The following is an 18,368-nucleotide window of genomic DNA, read 5'->3' on the forward strand; positions in this document are numbered from 1 at the left end:
TTTAAAAAATTACTTTATTAACACTAACTTTTTCCATTTTTTTTAATTACCCTGAAAAAGAAGCTTGACAGATTTACAAATAAATATAAGTTCCCAGTATTATGAAAGTTTTGCTTTCAGGTAACGAAGCTGTCGCCCGCGGGGCATACGAAGCAGGTTGCAATATCGCCACCGCATACCCCGGCACGCCTTCAACCGAAATACTTGAAAATCTTAGAAAATACAAAGACATTTATGTTGAATGGGCCACTAACGAGAAAGTTGCTTTTGAGGTCGCAGTAGGCGCTTCATTCGCCGGTGCAAGAACACTCGTCGCTATGAAGCACGTCGGACTCAACGTTGCCGCTGACCCACTCTTTACCGTCAGCTACGAAGGAGTAAACGGAGGATTTATAGTCGTTTCTGCAGATGACCCGGGTATGTGGTCTTCCCAGAACGAACAGGATAACCGATGGTATGCGCTTATGGCTAAAATACCTATGCTCGAACCTTCGGATTCACAGGAAACAAAAGATTTAATAAAACTTGGGTTTGACATATCGGAAGAGTTCGACACGCCTCTTCTCTTCAGAATGACCACAAGAATATGTCACTCAAGCACACCCGTAACACTTGAAGATAAAATCAATCATCCAATAAAAGGCTATGTGCCGAATGTTTCAAAGTTCCTTTGCCTGCCGTCTAATGCCCGACGCTGGCATCCTATCGTAGAAAACAGGCTTCTCAAACTTCAGGCTTATAACGAACAACTTAATAAAAATCTTATGGAAATAAACGATACCTCAATCGGTATCATTACTTCAGGCATATCTTATCAATACGCTAAAGAAGTTTTCCCGGATGCATCATTCCTTAAATTGTCAATGACATATCCCCTGCCAATCAAACTTATAAAAGAATTTGCAGGTAAAGTGAAAAAAATATACGTAATAGAAGAAAATGACCCGTTTCTCGAAAATAACATAAAAATATTAGGAATACAGGTAACGGGAAAAGATAAAATCCCAATCTGCGGAGAACTTACTCAAGCTGTGCTTAGAAAAAGTTTTGATATAAGCACTCCAAAACCAACCGAATTAACGGTAAAAATTCCTAAAAGACCTCCGGTGCTTTGTCCCGGATGCCCACACAGAGGCGCTTTCTACACGATAAATAAATTAAAACTTCACGCTATGGGAGATATCGGATGTTATACTCTTGGCGCATTTCCGCCGTTAAACGCTCTGGAAACCTGTGTCTGTATGGGCGCTTCCATAAGCAATGCTTACGGAATTGAAAGAGCATCTATCCCGGAAGATAAAACCAAACTTGTTGCGGTAATCGGAGACTCTACTTTCTTCCATACGGGAGTACCTGCGCTTATAAATCTTGTCTATAATAACGGATGCACTACTGTTTTGATCCTTGACAACCTTATCACCGCAATGACCGGGCACCAACAACACCCGGGAACGGGTCAAACCGCAAGAGAAGAACCCGCAAGAAAGGTATCAATAGAAGAACTCGTTAAAGGTTGTGGCGTAAAAAGGGTTTTCATAGTAGACCCGTATAACTTAGATGAATTAAAAACTATTCTAAAAAGAGAAATCGCCATTCCCGAACCTTCGGTTATCATAGCAAGACGGGATTGCGTTTTAAGAATAAAACCACAATTCGTAATGAAAGTAAACAACGACGTCTGCACAGGCTGTAAATTGTGTATAAATTTGGGATGCCCGGCATTAACATTAAAAGACAATAAAGCTTATATAGACCCTATACTATGCACCGGTTGCGGTTTATGCCAACAGGTGTGCGTAAAAAAATCAATCTCACAGGAACCAAAATGTTAATTCTACTTTTACTTATAAACGCGGACAAACTTGCGCTCGGTTTAGGAGCATATCCCACGGGATTTATAACATTTCGAACTTATGTTACCCAAAAAGTAGCTCTACAGGCAACAGCCGGAAATATGTCGTTAAAGTTCCCTAAAATGGAAAGCACACTGTCGGCAAGCGTAAGCGCCTCTTTCAAGATAGCCAACACGGAAGCTAATTATAAACCGGAAGATGCCGGTTCGCCTACATTTAAGGTGAATTATCTTTTAGGTGGTGGCGCAGGCATAAAAAATGACAGCACTATGAAACCGGTAGCCGAAGTCTTTGGGGAAATAGAATATTATCCGGTATCCGATATATTTCCTTTATCCGTAACACTTGGTGTAGGACTATGCGGGGATACAGGAGGATTACACTTTGGACCATTTGTCGGTGTTCATTTCTATATAATAAACTTAAAACTTGAATAAAAGGGTAGATTGGGTCACTTGACCCAATACTTTATATGAAAGAAACAAGCGTTCTTATATGCGGAGTAGGCGGGCAGGGAATACTTCTTGCCTCTGATTTACTCGGCAAAGTAGCAATTGAAGCAGGACTTGATGCGAAAAAAAGTGAAGTCCACGGTATGGCTCAACGCGGAGGTGCAGTCGTTTCTATAGTCAGATTCGGGGTAAAAATTTACTCTCCCATTATAGGAGAAAACGAAGCCGATTTTATACTTTCTTTTGAAATATTGGAAACCCTCCGGCAAATAAAATTCCTGAAAAAATCGGGAGTATGCATTGTAAATAATTATAAATTGCCCCCGTTCTCCGTATCAACAGGTATAGATAAATATCCCGAAAATATTCCCGAAGAAATAAAAAAACACTCAAAAGAAATGTTCTTGATAAATGGATTGGAACTGGCAAAGGAAATAGGGAACTCCAAAACAGTAAATGTCATCCTTCTTGGCGCGCTTGCAAAAAGACTCGATTTCCCTAAAGAATGCTGGATTAAAACTATCAAAGAACACTTTCCTCCAAAAATAATTGATATAAACCTCAAGGCTTTTGAATTAGGCTATAACAGTTAAACAAATCCAAAGCTAAACTTATTTACTTTTTTGCTTGACATAAGAGAATGTTTTTTTATAGTGTATGCTAATAAAAGAGGGGGAATCTATGTATAAAAATATAGGAATAACGTTTTTTACAATATGTATTTCCACGGGTTTAACAATGGCATCAACAACAATAGATACCATCTTAATTACGGATATGCCTGCTGAAGTTGAAACGGTAGCAGTAACAAAAACAAACGTTGAAACCGTTACGGTAGTAAAAGACATAACTCCATCGGCAACCGAGATAGCTCAACCGGTAGTAAAAGAAGAACCTGTAAAAACGCAAGAAGTATCCCGGACAGGAACTATCAGAATACAATTTGGCGCATTTAATATAAAAGAAAATGCAGAAAAATTATATAACCTTTTAAAAACACAATATGGAGATATTTTTTATATGGAAAATATAAATTCTTACTGGAAAGTAGGAGCTCAAAACTATACTACACTAAAATCGGCAAAAGCTGCAAAGAAAACTTTTATTTCCCAGGGATTCACGACTATCTTCATAACGCATTAATTTAGTGGAGAAACAAAAACTACTTGTAGCAACCAATAATAAAGATAAGTTCAAAGAAATTACGGCAATACTGGATTCCCTGAATGTAGAATTTGTAAGCCTTGGAAATATTGATTTACCCGAAGAAGACGGAAAAACTATAGAAGAAAATGCAATTAAAAAATCAGAATTTGGGTTTGAAATAAAAAAAATGTTAACGATTGCAGATGACACAGGTCTTGAAGTAGATGCACTCAATGGAGCACCGGGTGTCTATTCATCAAGATTTGCCGGTGAAAATGTAAGTTATGAAGATAATAGAAAAAAATTATTAAACGAACTTACCGGTAAAAAATTAGAAGAAAGAAAAGCGAAATTCAGATGCATAATAGCGGTTTCCGGGTTAGAAAAAGAAACAAAAACTTTTGAAGGCACCGTTGATGGGTACATAACGGAAGATGAACGCGGAAATTCCGGGTTTGGCTATGATGCGATATTCTTTGTGCCGGAAATAGGGAAAACTATGGCGGAAATGAGTTCCGAAGAAAAAAATAAGATTTCGCATCGTGGAAGGGCAATAGTTAAGGCAAAAAAATATCTCGAAAATTATCCCGCCTTGGCGGGACAGGTAGGTTGTTAAATTAATAAGTCGGGGAGTAGCGCAGTTGGTAGCGCACATGGTTTGGGACCATGGGGTCGCAGGTTCGAGTCCTGTCTCCCCGACCAAAAAATATCATCCTTACACCAAAAGCACGAATACAGGAAAATTCCCTCCCCCTTAATTATTTTATCTTGATTTTTATTTTTTCCCATATAAATTCAATTAATGCATTATTATAGCTTTCCGTCTTTGTATGAACTGGCTTTTAAGCTGCCACCTCTTTTATTATGGCGGAAAAAGAGTCTTAATGCGCTTATAAAAACACTTACGGGACTAAAGGATATACATCACCCACAAACAATATTAGATGTTGGCTGTGGAGCAGGAGTTCTGACTAAAACACTCAGTAAAATATATCCCGGCGCTGAAATATTGGGTATCGATAAATCCAACGATATGATTGGTTTTGCTCATAAAAAATATAACCAAATAGCAAAGTTCAAGCAAGCAGATTTCCTTGCTTATGAAGGCAAACACGATTTGGTAGTATCTTTTTATAGCTTTTGCTTCTTTCCTCTAAATGAAGGTGTTGAAAAAATCAAACATATTATAAACCAAAAAGGTCGTTGCATTATAGTAACCTGCGGCAAAGCAGCTTTCAGCGTTCCACATAAATTACTCTTAAAAAAAATCACGGGTTCACAAATAGGACTTTATTCGCCCAAAGACTTTAAAGAATTGTTACCCGTACAAGAATTTGACATAAGTTCAAAAATTATCAGCAAAACAGAAGGTAGTTTTGTTCTGGTTATATCTGCTAAAAAAACAAATGATAAATAATTCTTTTCTTACGAATAAAATTCGTATAGCTCTGAGCTTGCTTACTTCTTTTTTACTACTTTTTTCTTTTTATCTTGCACCTTTTGTTATTTTCGTAAGTTTCATACCGTTACTCTTTGCCTGCCTTTATGCACCTCAATCTCACAGAAATGCTTTTAAATATAGTTTCATATCGGGCGGGGTATTTGCATCAGGATTGCTTTACTGGATATTGTTTCTTGATGCTCCAATAAAAGCATGGTTGTGGTTGGGCGTTTTTTTGCTTTTTATATATTTTGGATTGGTTTTCGGAGTAACTCTCTGGCTCATAAGCCATTTAAATAAAAGAGGCGTACTCCTCATTCCGATTGTATGGACAGCTATAGAATTTTTACGTTCATTAACTAACGACGTAGGATTCCCCTGGGGCAGTATGGGTTATACGATTATTTCTTACCTTCCGCTTATTCAATCTGCAGAATTCGCCGGTTTACCAGGAATAACATTTTTCATATTACTCATAAATGCACTTTTGTTCTACGCTATAAGTAAACGTAAAATTAAATATATTTATTTATCGCTTGCCGTCATGGGAATCATATATTTACAAGGCATTGTTTCCTTGAAAACAATTTTTTATCCTACAAAATTAAGAGTAGGCATTATCCAACCGAATTTTATGCCTGAATTAAGACAAAGTGAAGATTTTTATTATCGGATGAATGTGCTTTACAAACTAAGTAAAACCGCAGGAAAATGCGATTTGCTCGTTTGGCCTGAATCGGCAGTGCCGGGATATTTTAATCTGGATAATACGGAAACGGATGTAACTAAACTTGTATCTTCACTAAATATCCCTGTAGTGTTTGGAAGCGGAAGATTCACCCCCAATAACGTATACAACTCCTCTTTCCTGATGACTCCCGCAGGACTTAATGGATTTTATGACAAACAATATCTAGTTCCCTTTGGCGAAAGATTACCTTTTGATAATGTTTTTCCCCGTTTAAGAAAATTAGGTTTTGGACAGGGTGACTACGCTCCGGGCAACGAATATAAAATATTTGAACTCCCCGATAAAACACCATTTTCAGTTTTGATTTGCTTTGAATCAATCTTTCCCAGAGTATCTAGAAGGTTTGTCCGTGAAGGAGCAAAATTCCTTGTAAACATAACGAATGACTGCTGGTTCGGAAGAACCGTAGCTCCATATCAACACGCCCAGCAGGGAATACTAAGAGCAGTAGAATACCGCATTCCCATCATAAGATGCGCTAATACGGGCATTTCCTATTTCGTGACACCAACCGGAGAATTAAAACAAAGAACCGCTATTTTTACTCAACGCGTAATTATAGAAGATATATCTTTACGCGAAGGGCTTACTTTTTACGCCAAATTCGGTGATTGGTTTGCCTGGCTGTGTGTCATAATTATGGTCTTCTTAATATTGTATTCTAAAATACGTATCCCCCAAAAATCAAAAAACAATTAGAAGATTACCTGTTTTTCAATAAATGTTTCACTTCTTCAAGAAATTCGCTGGTGTCTTTAAAGGAGCGGTATACAGAGGCAAATCTTATATATGTTATATCATCCAATTTTTTAAGCCTTTTCATTACTTCTTCGCCTATAATTTTAGACTCCACTTCCTTTTTCCCCAAATCTTCAATTGCCAATATCACTTCATCTATAAGTTGTTCCAATGTATCTACGGAAATAGGCCTTTTGCTTGATGCTATACTTATCCCCTGAATCAATTTCTGACGGTCAAAAGGTTCTCTTCTGCCGTCTCTTTTTATTACCGTAAGAGGAATTTTCTCTATGTACTCATGAGTTGTATATCTTTTGCTGCACTTAAGGCATTCTCTTCGTCTCCTGACCGAGCTTCCATCTTTGCCCGTTCTGGAATCGATAACCTTGTCCTCTTCGGAGCTACAATATGGACATTTCATTTTTTCCCCCGTAAACGGGACCCCATAAAAAATGGATAAGTTGGACTAATGCTCCTTCGTCGTAAAGTCCAACATAATCCTCTTCGGAACTACAATATGGACATTTCATTTTTTTTCCCTTTCGGGAAAACTAAAATCACTTTCTTTGTACCCATAATCTTATCATTCATCATGAACTTAACAAAATATATTCCTCTAGTCAAATTATTATTTTCTAATCTCATAAAATATGTTCCTTTTTCTTTTTCTTCATTAAGCAAAACTTTTGACAAGCGTCCAACACAATTATATATCTTTATGGAAACATTACTTTTGAAAGGAACACTATACCTTATTGTTGATAACTGGTTGAAAGGATTCGGAGTTATAGATAATTCCGGATATAATTTTTCATTATTCTCACTTATTGCCGGTTTTACGCTAATACTAACAATTGTAGGTTGCAAACAAGGATTTCCAAGAGTATCTTTAACGACGGAAGAATCAGGATACACAGTATCTCCCAGAGTAATTGTTGGACAATATCCTTCGCCACTACCAATTCTTAACGTAGATAAAGGAATTTTTAACAATGAAGAGGTCATCCATTCCCCAGGAGCTTTTATAATGCCTCTTCCAGTATCACTTCTCCATGAATGGTTATTATTTAATCTGAAAATACTGTCAACATTGGAAGAATTAACCGAAAACCGATCAATATATTTATTAAAATAAATAAGCACATAACTATTCCATTTTACGGAAGAGTCGCTTAGAATAATAGAATCTATAATCGGTTCTTCTATGTCTATACTATATTTTATGTAAATTTCTGACAAATTCGGACTTTTATAACCATTATTAGTTTTTAAGTTTACTTTGTATTGAATATATCTATCGCCATTTTTAGCCCCACCATATTTTGTAGGGTTAGAATCGTTAGAAACATTGTTACCCCAAATACCAAGGGAATCAGGATATTTAGATGATCGAACCTTTACTTTTATACTATCTCCGGCATTACAAGTATAGTGAATATTTATAAATTTTAGACTGTTATTTATTCTGGGTAAAGTATCAAACGCATCATAAACAGAAGAAACTATCCAGCCTGAATCTGCATACCCCGAAACAAAACAAACAGTCGTGTCCCCACCTATAACCATAAAACCTTCATTTGATTGAGTCATCGCAAGTACTCTTGTGGGTAATGCGCCTGTCGGATATTCCAAAACCGTATCCCAATTTACACCGTCATTTTTAGTGCTAAACGCCATTCCTTTAACGCTTTTTGACATTCCTAAACATTGTCCTGCAACATAAACTCCCCCTATAGAGTCACATAAAATAGAATAAAAGTCAGCTGTCTGCCAGGGTGACGGTATTTCTTGCCAGGAAGTCCCGGAATTAGAAGACTTAAATATCTTTCCACTATACCCTGTGCTAACATATAAATTATGTTCATAATCCTCTGCCATTGAATAAACAGCCTCAACACCGGTAAAAGTGTTTACTATCATCCAATCCCTGCCATTATTTACTGATTTGTATAACTGTCCCTGCCCGCTTGAAGATTGTGTACACGCATAAAGAAAACCGTTAAACGGTTTAATATTATATATACTATTTGTCCCCGGTATTCTACTTGTATCCCCTAAATTCCATAACACGCCATTAGTCGTTGACCAGTATATTTTTCCAGTTTCCATCCCGGCATATATCCAACTGTCCTTACATAACGTCTGAATCCTATAACCTGGTTGGAAATGTCCTATAACAACTGTATCTTGAAATAAGAATATATCTCCTCGTTCAGTTCCAATAACAAGATTTCCATTTGACAGTTTTATCATTGATAATACTTGTCCCGGATTCCCACCGGATTGAATCACTTTATTAAATATAATACTGTCCCCGTAGTTTCCTAATTTAATTACTCTTGTGCTATCCACTCCACAACCTAAATATATTATTCCATTATCCCCGGTTTGAATGGCATTTACCTGGTAAATAGGCAGTTCTTTTGAAGCTTTCCATATCCCCGAAGGTGTATATAATTTTAAATTCCCTTTCGTAGTTCTTCCGTCTATTAAATTAAAATCAAAATACGATGAAGTATCTCCCCATTGAGTTTGCCCGGAATCCCCACTCCAGTCAGTTTGCTTAAAATACCCCATTAACTGAACGACAAAATATATTATGAGCATAAATTATATATTAATTTTGTTACTACAAGATCAGGATCTCCTTTACCTGTTTTAATTGCAAATTCAGCATCAAATATCTTTGCAAGTGCATTAACTAAACTCTCTTCTTCCCATAAACTAGCTTCCCCTTTTATATAATAGAATTTACCACCCTTACATTCTTCAGGATGAATCTTTAGTTTTAACAGGTTCTCAAAATATTTATAAATTTCCCATAAAACGCCATTCGCTTTCTCCCCACCTGATTTTTCCCTTAAATTAAGCAATAATTCCAATGTCTCTATTGCTTTGGTTCGTTCTCTTTTGCCTATTAAACGAGTTAAGTTATATATCGAGCCTTCTAGACTATACGATTGCATCGCTTCTACATCATTTAGCTTTATCTCTTTTGAAGGCGCAACAAAACTAATAATTTTATCTATTTCCGTTCTTAACATATTCAAATCATTCCCAAAAATCTCCTGTAGAAGCCCTATCCCTTCTTTTTCCATTGTAACTTTTTCGTTTCTAAGTTTCCTTTTAATCGTATCCCCTATATCACTTCCACCTAATTTTTTAAATTCACAAGTTGTAATGTTACTAAATGATAATTCTTTTTTAGGTTTGTACTTTAATTTATTCTTAGGCAGCGGCTCGGCAACTATTACCAGAACCCCGGAAAATGATGGTTTATCAAGATAAGATTGAATCTTAGATGTAATTCCTGCATATTCTTTTTCAAGCATTACTTCGGCTCCCCTAACTATTAGTAAACGTTTTTTAGAACCGAAAGGCATAAGCCATAACCACGAAAGCATATCCTCATTAATTTCGTCCCCGTAAGTAAGAAGTCTGTCTATAGAACGAAAATCAGGTTTTACAAGCTGCTTTTCTATATATTCTACAAATTTTGTTTTTGAAAAACCGTCGTCCCCTGTAATCAGGTAAGCGGGTTTTATCTCTTTTTGTAGTTCGGTTATGTAAGACTCGTAGGGATTTTTCTTCGATGTATAGATCATCTCTAAGTTTTTACAGTATCCCAGTTAGCTTTATGCTCCTCTATGAAATTAACATCAAAGTTACCATCAATGAAATCTTTTTCTTTTATTATATTCTGGTGAAATGCAACAGTAGTATAAATACCTTCGACTAAAAACTCGCTTAACGCTCGTTCCAATCTCTTTATACACTGAAAACGAGTTTCATCATAAGCAATAAGCTTGGCAATTAAAGAATCATAATCCGGAGGTATGTCATACCCACTGTATATGTGGGTTTCTATACGAATACCGGGTCCACCGGGTATATAAAGCGCTTTAATTTTACCGGGACAAGGTCTGAATCCGTTTAACGGGTCTTCTGCGTTAATTCTACATTCTATGGCATGCCCTTTAATTTTAACGTCCGATTGTTTAAGAGTTAATTTATTTTCCATTGCAATTTTTAATTGCTCTTTCACAATATCAATCCCGGTTACCATCTCGGTAACGGGATGCTCAACCTGGATTCTTGCATTTATTTCCATAAAATAAAAATTCCCCTGTTTATCACGCAAAAACTCAAGAGTCCCGGCTGAACTGTAATTAATTGCTTTAGCTAATTTAACGGCATATGCGCCCAACTTTACGCGATCTGCATCATTGACTACAGGCGAAGGCGCTTCCTCTATTAATTTTTGATGTCTTCTCTGGATAGAACATTCCCTTTCACCAAGCCATATAGCTTCTCCATCCGCCGCAAGAATCTGCACTTCAATGTGTCTTGGATTTTCAAGATATTTTTCAATATATATTTTGTCATCTCCAAATGCTAATTTGGCTTCTTGTTTCGCCATTAAAAATAATTTTTGTAAGTCATCACTATTGGTTACAACTCTCATTCCCCTGCCACCGCCACCAAGTGCCGCTTTTATTATAATGGGATAACCCGTATTGTTTGCGATTTCAAAAGCTTCTTCTATGGATTTTACAGGATCAGCAGTCCCGGGAATAACAGGTATACCGAGTTCCTTCGCAACTCTCTTAGCGTTGACTTTATCCCCCGATGCCATAATCGCATCCGGCGAAGGGCCTATGAACTTAAACCCATTTTCTTCACAAATTTCCGCAAATCGAGCACTTTCAGCTAAAAATCCATACCCGGGATGCACTCCATCTACACCCGTTAGCTCACATACACTGATTATATTCGGAATGGATAAATAGGATAATGCAGACGAAGAAGGACCTACACATACCGATTCATCTGCAAATTTTGTATGAAGAGAATTTGAATCACGCTCCGAGTAAATCGCTACAGTTTTTATACCCAATTCCTTACAGGCCCGGATAATTCTGATAGCAATTTCACCACGGTTGGCAATAAGTATTTTTTTCAGCATTCTAACATAAATAAAGGTTGTCCATATTCAACTGGCTTTCCATTTTCTACGAGTATTTCACGTACTACACCGGACACTTCAGCCTCTATTTCATTCATTACTTTCATTGCTTCAAGAATACACACTACCTTGCCGGTGGTAACTCTATCTCCGACCTCTATATAAGGTTTCGCTCCGGGCGAAGAAGCACGGTAAAATGTACCTATAATAGGTGCATTTATGGAAACTAGGTTTTTTTGCGGTTCCGCAGTTTTGGACGCTTGAGGTGCAGGCTGCGCCGTAGGAGTCATAACTGGTTCTATCTCTACCTTTTCTAATGGCTCAGGGATTACCGCACTAATTTGAGGTATTTCCGGGACTTTGGCTTCTTTCTCTACTCTTCCCTGGACAACTTTGGTATCTGCTCTTTTCTTTGTAACGCGAACAGTTCTCCCTAAAAAGCCTTTTATTTCGATTTCCTCTACATTACTTTCCTCAAGCATTTTTATAAGTTTCTTAAGTTCGTTTAGTTGCATATTTTATCCCCTGAATCCTACTTCTTTATGTTCATCTATATTAATTTTTATTTCGCCAAACTGTTTTTCATACTTTTCTATGTTATCCTTTAAGGTATGCATAAGAGCTTTTGCATGCGAAGGAGTGAGTATAATCCTTGAATAAACTTTAGCTTTTTTAAGTCCCGGTAAAATTCTCGTAAAATCAATAATAAATTCCGAAGGAGAATGTGAGACAATTGCTAAATTTGAATATGTCCCCTGACCCGACTCTTCACTAAGCTCTACTTGAATTTGTTGCCCAATTGGTTGCTGTGGTTCCATTATTTTGTAGTCTAATATATTATATCCCTATTGTCAACCAAAAATTTGCCAGACCTTAGACTTTAGCACTGGCTATCCTGAACGTAGTGAAGGATATCATTCTTTCTTTTACTTTCTACACTTTCTAAACCATCTAGACTATCTTACTATATTAATCTTTATCTTTTTCTCTTCTCTGGAGTCTCTGTCTAATCCTGTCAATCCGGACTGTCTACCCGCTCGACTACCGATTTTTTTTGCAGGTCTGTTTGGTATATCTTGTTTACTTGTTTATATGTATATTTGATATTTAATTTTTGATTTTTAATTTATCCTCTCACCTTACCAACGTAACCTTCTTACTTATCCGACTATCCCCAACCTGTAACACGGCAAAATATATCCCTGAACTCAGAGCCCTAATGTCAATTTTTGAATTATAACTGCCACTCATCTTAGAATCATTAATAAGAGTCTTTACCTCTCTTCCGGTTGCATCATACATTTTTAATGTAACATTCTTGGCATCAGGAATATTAAAACTAATACCTACAAACTTCGTAGTCGGATTGCTCAAAACCCTGAAATTAAATTCAGAGGCTTTTGTTTCTTCAATCCCAGGGTTAGCAACAGTAAGAGTAACCGGTACGGCTAACGGATCTTTATCCGCATCCGTTGATCTTATAAATAAGGTATCATAATATGTTCCCTTGGGAAGTGATGCCTGAACTATAACAGTAACTCCATTGGAACTACCAATCGCGACATTAAAAATCTTCGGAGACACTGACTTAATCCAGCTTGCTTTATATGTAATATCCGTAACATATAAAGCCCCGGTTGCAGAAGATGAATTGTAAACGGTTAATATTCCTGTATCTGCGGGACTGCCACCACTCATTGCCAATTCAACTGCTTTTTGAAGATTTGGCTTTCCGTGCCCATAATACTTATCCCATCCAGTAGTTCCAAGATCTGTCGCCGTAGCAATCAGTATATCTCTTACTTCCGCATTTGTTAACGATGGATTCGCCGACCACACAAGCGCTGCCCCACCCGCAACCTGTGGACATGCCATAGAGGTCCCGGATAATTGGTTAATGCTTCCGTCAGGAAAATAAGACGCAATACCTATTCCGGGAGCAACAAACTTCATAGCAGTCCCATAGTTACTCAACGCATCAAGCTGGTCGGAGGAGTTTATTTCGCCTACAGCCTGCACTCCATTAAAACCTGCGGGATACGAAACAGGTTCATGTCCGTCATTTCCACTTGCTCCAAAAAGCAAACATCCCGCATTCCATGCATTGATACATTTCGTTTGAATATACGTATATGGAGTAGTCGACCCCATACTCATAGATAGTATCTTAATCCCATTATCTATACACCACTGTATCCCGTCACCTTCTGCAGCAATGTCTCCGCCACCTGCTTCCTGAACCCTGACAGCATAAAGTCTTGAATTTGACATCCCGGCAATACCTATACTATTATTAATTGTAGCCATCGCAATACCCGAACAATGTGTCCCGTGATATTCATTTGTTAGGTCATTCGGTTTAGGGTCACTGTCATCATTCCATGTATCGCGTCCTTTAACGGTACCATACCTGGGACTTAAATCGGAAAGAGTGTACTGCGACCCCTGGTCAACTATTGCTAAAGAAATGGCATCGCTTCCCCATCCATATTCCCAAGCTTCAGGTGCCTTCAAACTCCGTTTGTCCCATTGATATGAAGCAAAATACGGGTCGTTAGGATTCTTGAAAGACTTGGTTCTACCATTCGGTTCTGCACTAATTACATTCGGTCTCGCTAACATACTCTTTATAAAAGTTTTTTCATCTTCTATGCTGCCGTTTACCTTAACAAGGATAAAATTATCACCCATCTCTTTATTCTTTACGGTTATGCACTTTTCTGCAATTCCAAGCTGACTTAAGGTTGCTTTCTTTACATCAACAGTATTCTTATATCCAATTATTACTTCACCGGGCACTATGTCTTTCCAATAAGCCTCATCTTCTATGTTTGCTTTGCAAACGGTCGAGGTTAATAAAGTTGTTCCTTTCGCTGAGCTACTATCTATTTGAAACGCCAGAGAAATAGGAGACACACTAATTTCTCCTCCTGATAGATAATTCACGGCTGCCGCATGATAATAATCTGCATTCTCACCATACCAGTTTACGCTGTCTTTAGACCTGTACCCACTCGTTCCTGCAACGGTAAGAATACTATCTACTGATGATGTAGGATAAAGCGTATCCATTTCGTAATTTCCCACCCAGAATGGTCCTGTTACATATATTGGGGGATTTATACTATACCAATTATAACTTACCTGCTGTGCTGTAGTAGATGTAGCCGTAACTCTTGCTTTGTAAAGTACTGCTCCGGGAGCTTCCACTACATTACTCCAAATAAAAACACTGCACTGTTTTGACGAATTCGTATACCTTGAAGATACACCGTGGCATATCGCAAAAACAGAACATGCCGCCGCAGGTGTAAGTTGTGTTGCCTCATACTCTACTCTATATTTATACGACCAGCCTACCTTAAAAGCATCCCATTGAGGATGCAAAGTGTCAATAGCACCCTTGGTACCGCCAAATTTCATAGGCTTATATGCACTCGCAGGAGTAAGTATCGTAGTCTTTCCTGCATTTACTAATATAGGACAAATCACTAATAAAAACGCAATAGACATTATTTTACGCATTATACCCCCTGTTTTTTAGTTGGACTTTACAATCCGCCTGAGGCGGAAGCATTATAGTCAATCTCTTTCCCGCCATGGCGGGATTAGGGATTCCTATCCCGCTATCGGAAGCCCAACTTATCCAGCATAGCTGGATTCATCATTATTTTTTAATAATATATTATACTTATGATACTTTTTTAACAATTTGTCAAGTGGCTATGTCATTTTGTGATATTTTTTTGTGTTTTCTATTTTTCAACATCCAAACTTTCAATCTATATACCTCAATATCGCATAAAAACAAAAACTTGGAACTTTTTTGACATTGTTCGTATCTAAAATATAAAAGGGGAAAGCATGAAATATAAAACATATCATAATTTTTCAATACTCCTTTGTATCATAAATATACTTGTTGCTATATTACCGTCGGTTTCTGATGCGCTATCATATCCAAAGACAAGTATAGGTTTAGGGAACCAATACCGATTATCGGCTCAGCGGAAAGCGAAAGCACCAAAAGATTCCGGGTATAATATGGACAAAACTCTCTCGGATGGAGCCCAGAGAAACACAATCGCTTTTGATGGTTTGGCTTTTCTTACCGGAAGCTTAGGTTCGCAGTCTTTTCTTCCTCCGGGGAAAGTAGCGGATTTCTCCGGATTCCAGTCCCTGCGCGACAACGACCCTACAAGTATGGGGCACAACACGGCATTTGTAACAATCATTTCCAATAATGTTCTCCATATTCTAACCGCAGAACAGATTAATACTCTGATAGCAAGCGCCCAGAACCAGGCAAGTCTTATTAATGACTATGCATATTTCAGATTTCCTATGATGAAGGCTTTCCGTCGTCTTTTAGATGGAGACGTGCCTGTGGGCAGTAAAGGATTGAATAAAAGTGTGGTTATGAAGTATTCGGGGCAATTATACCGCATTGACGGACAAATCAGTTATAACCGTGAAAAATTGTTTGGAGAAATCTTAAATTCTATGACAATCGGACAAAAAGCAGCACTGGATAATTTAAAAACTTTGGGCGGGATAGGTAATTGGGATAGCACTCTTATAAATCCTGTAGACACTTTACATCTTCCTCGTGAAGTGGGTCAAGGCTTAATGACCTATGCGACTGAAATGTACAGTTGGTACGCAGGTTCTGTTGATGCGGACGTTTATTTTTGTCCGGAACGACAGGGAGATTGCTTTGGGGGATTCTACTTAAAAGACTGGCCTGCTATGGGTAATCCTAATTACAGTATAAACGAACAATTGACGGCAACTGCAGGACAGGCTTTCCTGGAAGTTCTTAATGGTTCGCAAGCTCCTCTGGTAACAGGACTGGTAGATACCCAGAAAGTTGATTCATTTTTGTACCATATTGTTGATAGAAGACGTGACATATCTATAGAATTAAGAAAATTTATGACAGGAGGAAAAGCTGACAGTGATACGGTGTTGAACTTATCTGAAAAGTATGGGGAGCTGGATGGAGCACTTTGTTATTATTATGCAACTTATTTTACTAAAGTGTGGGAAACTCTGGACAGCACGCAGAAGCAGGAAATAAAAGCTATCGCTGATTCCCTTGGCTATTTACCGCCTCCATCAAATGTGGCTTTTTTGTACTCTGATTCCACAAGTATGCCTTCTATCGGGAACACCGATTCCTTTTTTGTACTAGCCGCCGTAGAGGAACGAAAAATCGAAACGTCGAAAAGTATAGTATTACAACAAAGTTACCCAAACCCAACAAAATATGGAGTTTCTATTGAGTATACGATACCGAAGGAAAGTTATGTCTCACTGTATATTTATGATAAAACCGGAATTTTAGTGAAAACAGTAGTTAATGGGAGTTTAACTCCCGGCAGTTACACAGCTATATGGAACAGAATGAATACGCAGAATAAAAGAGTCCCCTCGGGTATATATTTCTATAAGTTAAAAGTTGACGATATTACCCTTACTAAGAAAATGATTATTTTAGACTAACTAATGCATACATCTTCTGAAAAAATTCCCCTCTTGACAAACAACCATTTTTCTTATATTTTACACTTTAATGTTTAAACATTATTTTCTTTCGCCCGTTGTTTTCTTTGTCGTATTATTAACAGGCTGTAAAAGCAGAGATACTGAATCTCCTGAAGTAATCATAACCTATCCACCCAATAATACATATATAGAAGACACTCTCGTAATAAAAGCAGAAGCGATTGATAATATAAAAATTAAAAAAGTTGAATTTTATATAGACGGTGAACTTTTCTCAACGGACACAACTACCCCCTATTCCTCTCTCTGCTCTGTAAGCAGCAATACAAATTCCCATACTATCTTCGCCAAAGCTTACGACAATGAAGACAACTACGGACTTTCCGATGTAGTTACCGTCTATCTTTTGGATACCACAGATACCGAATCACCTATGATTGCGATAACCACACCCGCATCCGGAGCTACCGTAACCGGTACGGTCGAAGTTAAAACCGAGACGTCGGACAATAAAGATGTATCAAAAGTTGTATTTTATGTCAACGGAGATTCTGTGTCCACATCCACAACCAAGCCTTTTACATATTTATGGGATACTATGCCTCTACCCAACAACTCCTACACCATACTGGCAAAAGCTTATGACCAAAGTAACAATTGGGCAAACTCAATGGTTACCGTAAGAGTTCTGCATTAATGTTTATCCACTTTTTAATAACCTTACTCTCTCCACAGTTTTATTTTACTCACAGTAATATTCGCGCGCTCACGGACACATCAATGAATATCTCGGGCAACTCAATTTCTACTTACTGGACAATGGATTATAAAAAAAACTATTTCTCATTCGCTTATGATAATTACTCGGAAAACTGGCAACCAGAAGTTTTCAGGCAAGATATGTTCTCCCTGGGGTACAGCAGAGAAATACTACATTTAACGGGAATAAGAGTTGTCGGATTCCATATATTTGACTCATACGAAAATACCTCTACGACTCTCAGCACCCGTCTGCTTTACGGTTATAATCCAATTTACACACTTGGATATGCATTCTCCTGCTATGCAAGACAATATTGGGACGGTAAAATATCTTATGCCGTACACCGGATCAATCCTGAACTCAGATTCTTACTCCATAAAAAAATATGGATTATGCCGGGAATTTCTTACACGATTGCAGAAAAAGAAAAGTATTTTTCTTTCCCTCTTACCGTATCTTCAAATATACTATATGATGGAAGTTTCTGGACAAAATTCAATATGGAAATAAACGCAGCTTATGGAAAAGGGTTTTACAACGTAGATGATAGGCTCTTAATAATTAATAACCGCCCCGATATAGAAAAGATGAAAATCTCAGGAAAAATTAAATATGACTTCAATAAAAGAATCCAATTAATAGCTATTGGCGGAAAAGATGTTTTCGAAATATACGATATAATCTACTGTTCAATAGGATTAAAAATTAACATTTAATATTTATGGAACTTTTTATACAAAATATCTATCT

18 protein-coding genes and 1 tRNA gene are annotated in these 18,368 nt (G+C 37.5%); 11 read left to right on the forward strand and 8 right to left on the reverse strand.

The features are described from left to right. Positions 1 to 101 precede the first annotated feature (101 nt). From iorA to lnt, 8 genes are all read left to right on the forward strand, one after another. Positions 102 to 1,832, forward strand: coding sequence for an indolepyruvate ferredoxin oxidoreductase subunit alpha (gene iorA, locus WC614_06625; protein ID MFA5032675.1), 1,731 nt, complete (start codon positions 102 to 104; stop codon positions 1,830 to 1,832). Then, positions 1,826 to 2,290, forward strand: coding sequence for a hypothetical protein (locus WC614_06630; GenBank protein MFA5032676.1), 465 nt, complete (start codon positions 1,826 to 1,828; stop codon positions 2,288 to 2,290). Before iorA ends, WC614_06630 begins: the two co-directional genes overlap by 7 nt. 35 nt (positions 2,291 to 2,325) lie before the next feature. Then, entirely contained in the window at positions 2,326 to 2,898 is a 573-nt protein-coding gene (locus WC614_06635) for an indolepyruvate oxidoreductase subunit beta (protein ID MFA5032677.1), read from the forward strand. An 88-nt stretch (positions 2,899 to 2,986) separates the two neighbouring features. Then, on the forward strand, positions 2,987 to 3,448 hold the full coding sequence (locus WC614_06640; protein ID MFA5032678.1) for an SPOR domain-containing protein: 462 nt from the start codon (positions 2,987 to 2,989) through the stop codon (positions 3,446 to 3,448). 4 nt (positions 3,449 to 3,452) lie between these two features. Further along, positions 3,453 to 4,067, forward strand: coding sequence for an XTP/dITP diphosphatase (locus WC614_06645; GenBank protein ID MFA5032679.1), 615 nt, complete (start codon positions 3,453 to 3,455; stop codon positions 4,065 to 4,067). A 10-nt stretch (positions 4,068 to 4,077) separates the two neighbouring features. Continuing rightward, positions 4,078 to 4,153: transfer RNA gene (locus tag WC614_06650), tRNA-Pro, on the forward strand. A 100-nt stretch (positions 4,154 to 4,253) separates the two neighbouring features. Then, positions 4,254 to 4,868, forward strand: a complete 615-nt coding sequence (locus WC614_06655) for a methyltransferase domain-containing protein (GenBank protein ID MFA5032680.1) — start codon at positions 4,254 to 4,256, stop codon at positions 4,866 to 4,868. Further along, complete coding sequence (gene lnt / locus WC614_06660; protein MFA5032681.1) at positions 4,858 to 6,342, forward strand: apolipoprotein N-acyltransferase; 1,485 nt, start codon at positions 4,858 to 4,860, stop codon at positions 6,340 to 6,342. The genes WC614_06655 and lnt overlap by 11 nt, the downstream gene beginning before the upstream one ends. Before the next feature lie 4 nt (positions 6,343 to 6,346). Here lnt and nrdR read toward each other — a convergent pair whose 3' ends face one another. The 8 genes from nrdR to WC614_06700 all read right to left on the reverse strand — a co-directional run bounded on the left by nrdR (position 6,347) and on the right by WC614_06700 (position 14,872). Next, on the reverse strand, positions 6,347 to 6,802 hold the full coding sequence (nrdR, locus tag WC614_06665) for a transcriptional regulator NrdR (GenBank protein ID MFA5032682.1): 456 nt from the start codon (positions 6,800 to 6,802) through the stop codon (positions 6,347 to 6,349). Further along, complete coding sequence (locus WC614_06670; GenBank protein MFA5032683.1) at positions 6,783 to 6,911, reverse strand: hypothetical protein; 129 nt, start codon at positions 6,909 to 6,911, stop codon at positions 6,783 to 6,785. The genes nrdR and WC614_06670 overlap by 20 nt, the downstream gene beginning before the upstream one ends. After that, positions 6,892 to 8,988 carry a T9SS type A sorting domain-containing protein gene (locus WC614_06675; GenBank protein MFA5032684.1) on the reverse strand — a complete coding sequence of 699 codons (2,097 nt, stop codon included), beginning with the start codon at positions 8,986 to 8,988 and terminating at the stop codon, positions 6,892 to 6,894. Before WC614_06675 ends, WC614_06670 begins: the two co-directional genes overlap by 20 nt. Continuing rightward, positions 8,979 to 9,986: a DNA polymerase III subunit delta gene (holA, locus tag WC614_06680; GenBank protein ID MFA5032685.1), complete on the reverse strand. Its 1,008-nt coding sequence runs from the start codon at positions 9,984 to 9,986 to the stop codon at positions 8,979 to 8,981. The genes WC614_06675 and holA overlap by 10 nt, the downstream gene beginning before the upstream one ends. 2 nt (positions 9,987 to 9,988) lie before the next feature. Then, a complete protein-coding gene (gene accC, locus WC614_06685) occupies positions 9,989 to 11,347 on the reverse strand; it encodes an acetyl-CoA carboxylase biotin carboxylase subunit (GenBank protein ID MFA5032686.1) in 1,359 nt (452 codons plus the stop codon). Next, positions 11,341 to 11,862 (reverse strand): acetyl-CoA carboxylase biotin carboxyl carrier protein, encoded by a 522-nt coding sequence (gene accB, locus WC614_06690; protein ID MFA5032687.1) that lies wholly within the window; start codon positions 11,860 to 11,862, stop codon positions 11,341 to 11,343. Before accB ends, accC begins: the two co-directional genes overlap by 7 nt. Positions 11,863 to 11,865: 3 nt before the next feature. Next, positions 11,866 to 12,165: a DUF3467 domain-containing protein gene (locus WC614_06695; protein ID MFA5032688.1), complete on the reverse strand. Its 300-nt coding sequence runs from the start codon at positions 12,163 to 12,165 to the stop codon at positions 11,866 to 11,868. Positions 12,166 to 12,481: 316 nt separating this feature from the next. Further along, entirely contained in the window at positions 12,482 to 14,872 is a 2,391-nt protein-coding gene (locus WC614_06700; GenBank protein ID MFA5032689.1) for a S8/S53 family peptidase, read from the reverse strand. 339 nt (positions 14,873 to 15,211) lie between these two features. Here WC614_06700 and WC614_06705 point away from each other — a divergent pair, with 339 nt between their 5' ends. The 3 genes from WC614_06705 to WC614_06715 all read left to right on the forward strand — a co-directional run bounded on the left by WC614_06705 (position 15,212) and on the right by WC614_06715 (position 18,334). Beyond that, complete coding sequence (locus WC614_06705; GenBank protein ID MFA5032690.1) at positions 15,212 to 16,852, forward strand: T9SS type A sorting domain-containing protein; 1,641 nt, start codon at positions 15,212 to 15,214, stop codon at positions 16,850 to 16,852. A gap of 70 nt (positions 16,853 to 16,922) precedes the next feature. Further along, entirely contained in the window at positions 16,923 to 17,552 is a 630-nt protein-coding gene (locus tag WC614_06710) for an Ig-like domain-containing protein (protein MFA5032691.1), read from the forward strand. Further along, on the forward strand, positions 17,552 to 18,334 hold the full coding sequence (locus tag WC614_06715; protein MFA5032692.1) for a hypothetical protein: 783 nt from the start codon (positions 17,552 to 17,554) through the stop codon (positions 18,332 to 18,334). The genes WC614_06710 and WC614_06715 overlap by 1 nt, the downstream gene beginning before the upstream one ends. Positions 18,335 to 18,368: the final 34 nt, after the last annotated feature.

This window comes from bacterium (assembly GCA_041649255.1).
Classification (GTDB): domain Bacteria; phylum Hydrothermota; class UBA3073; order JACQXS01; family JAQTXJ01; genus JAQTXJ01.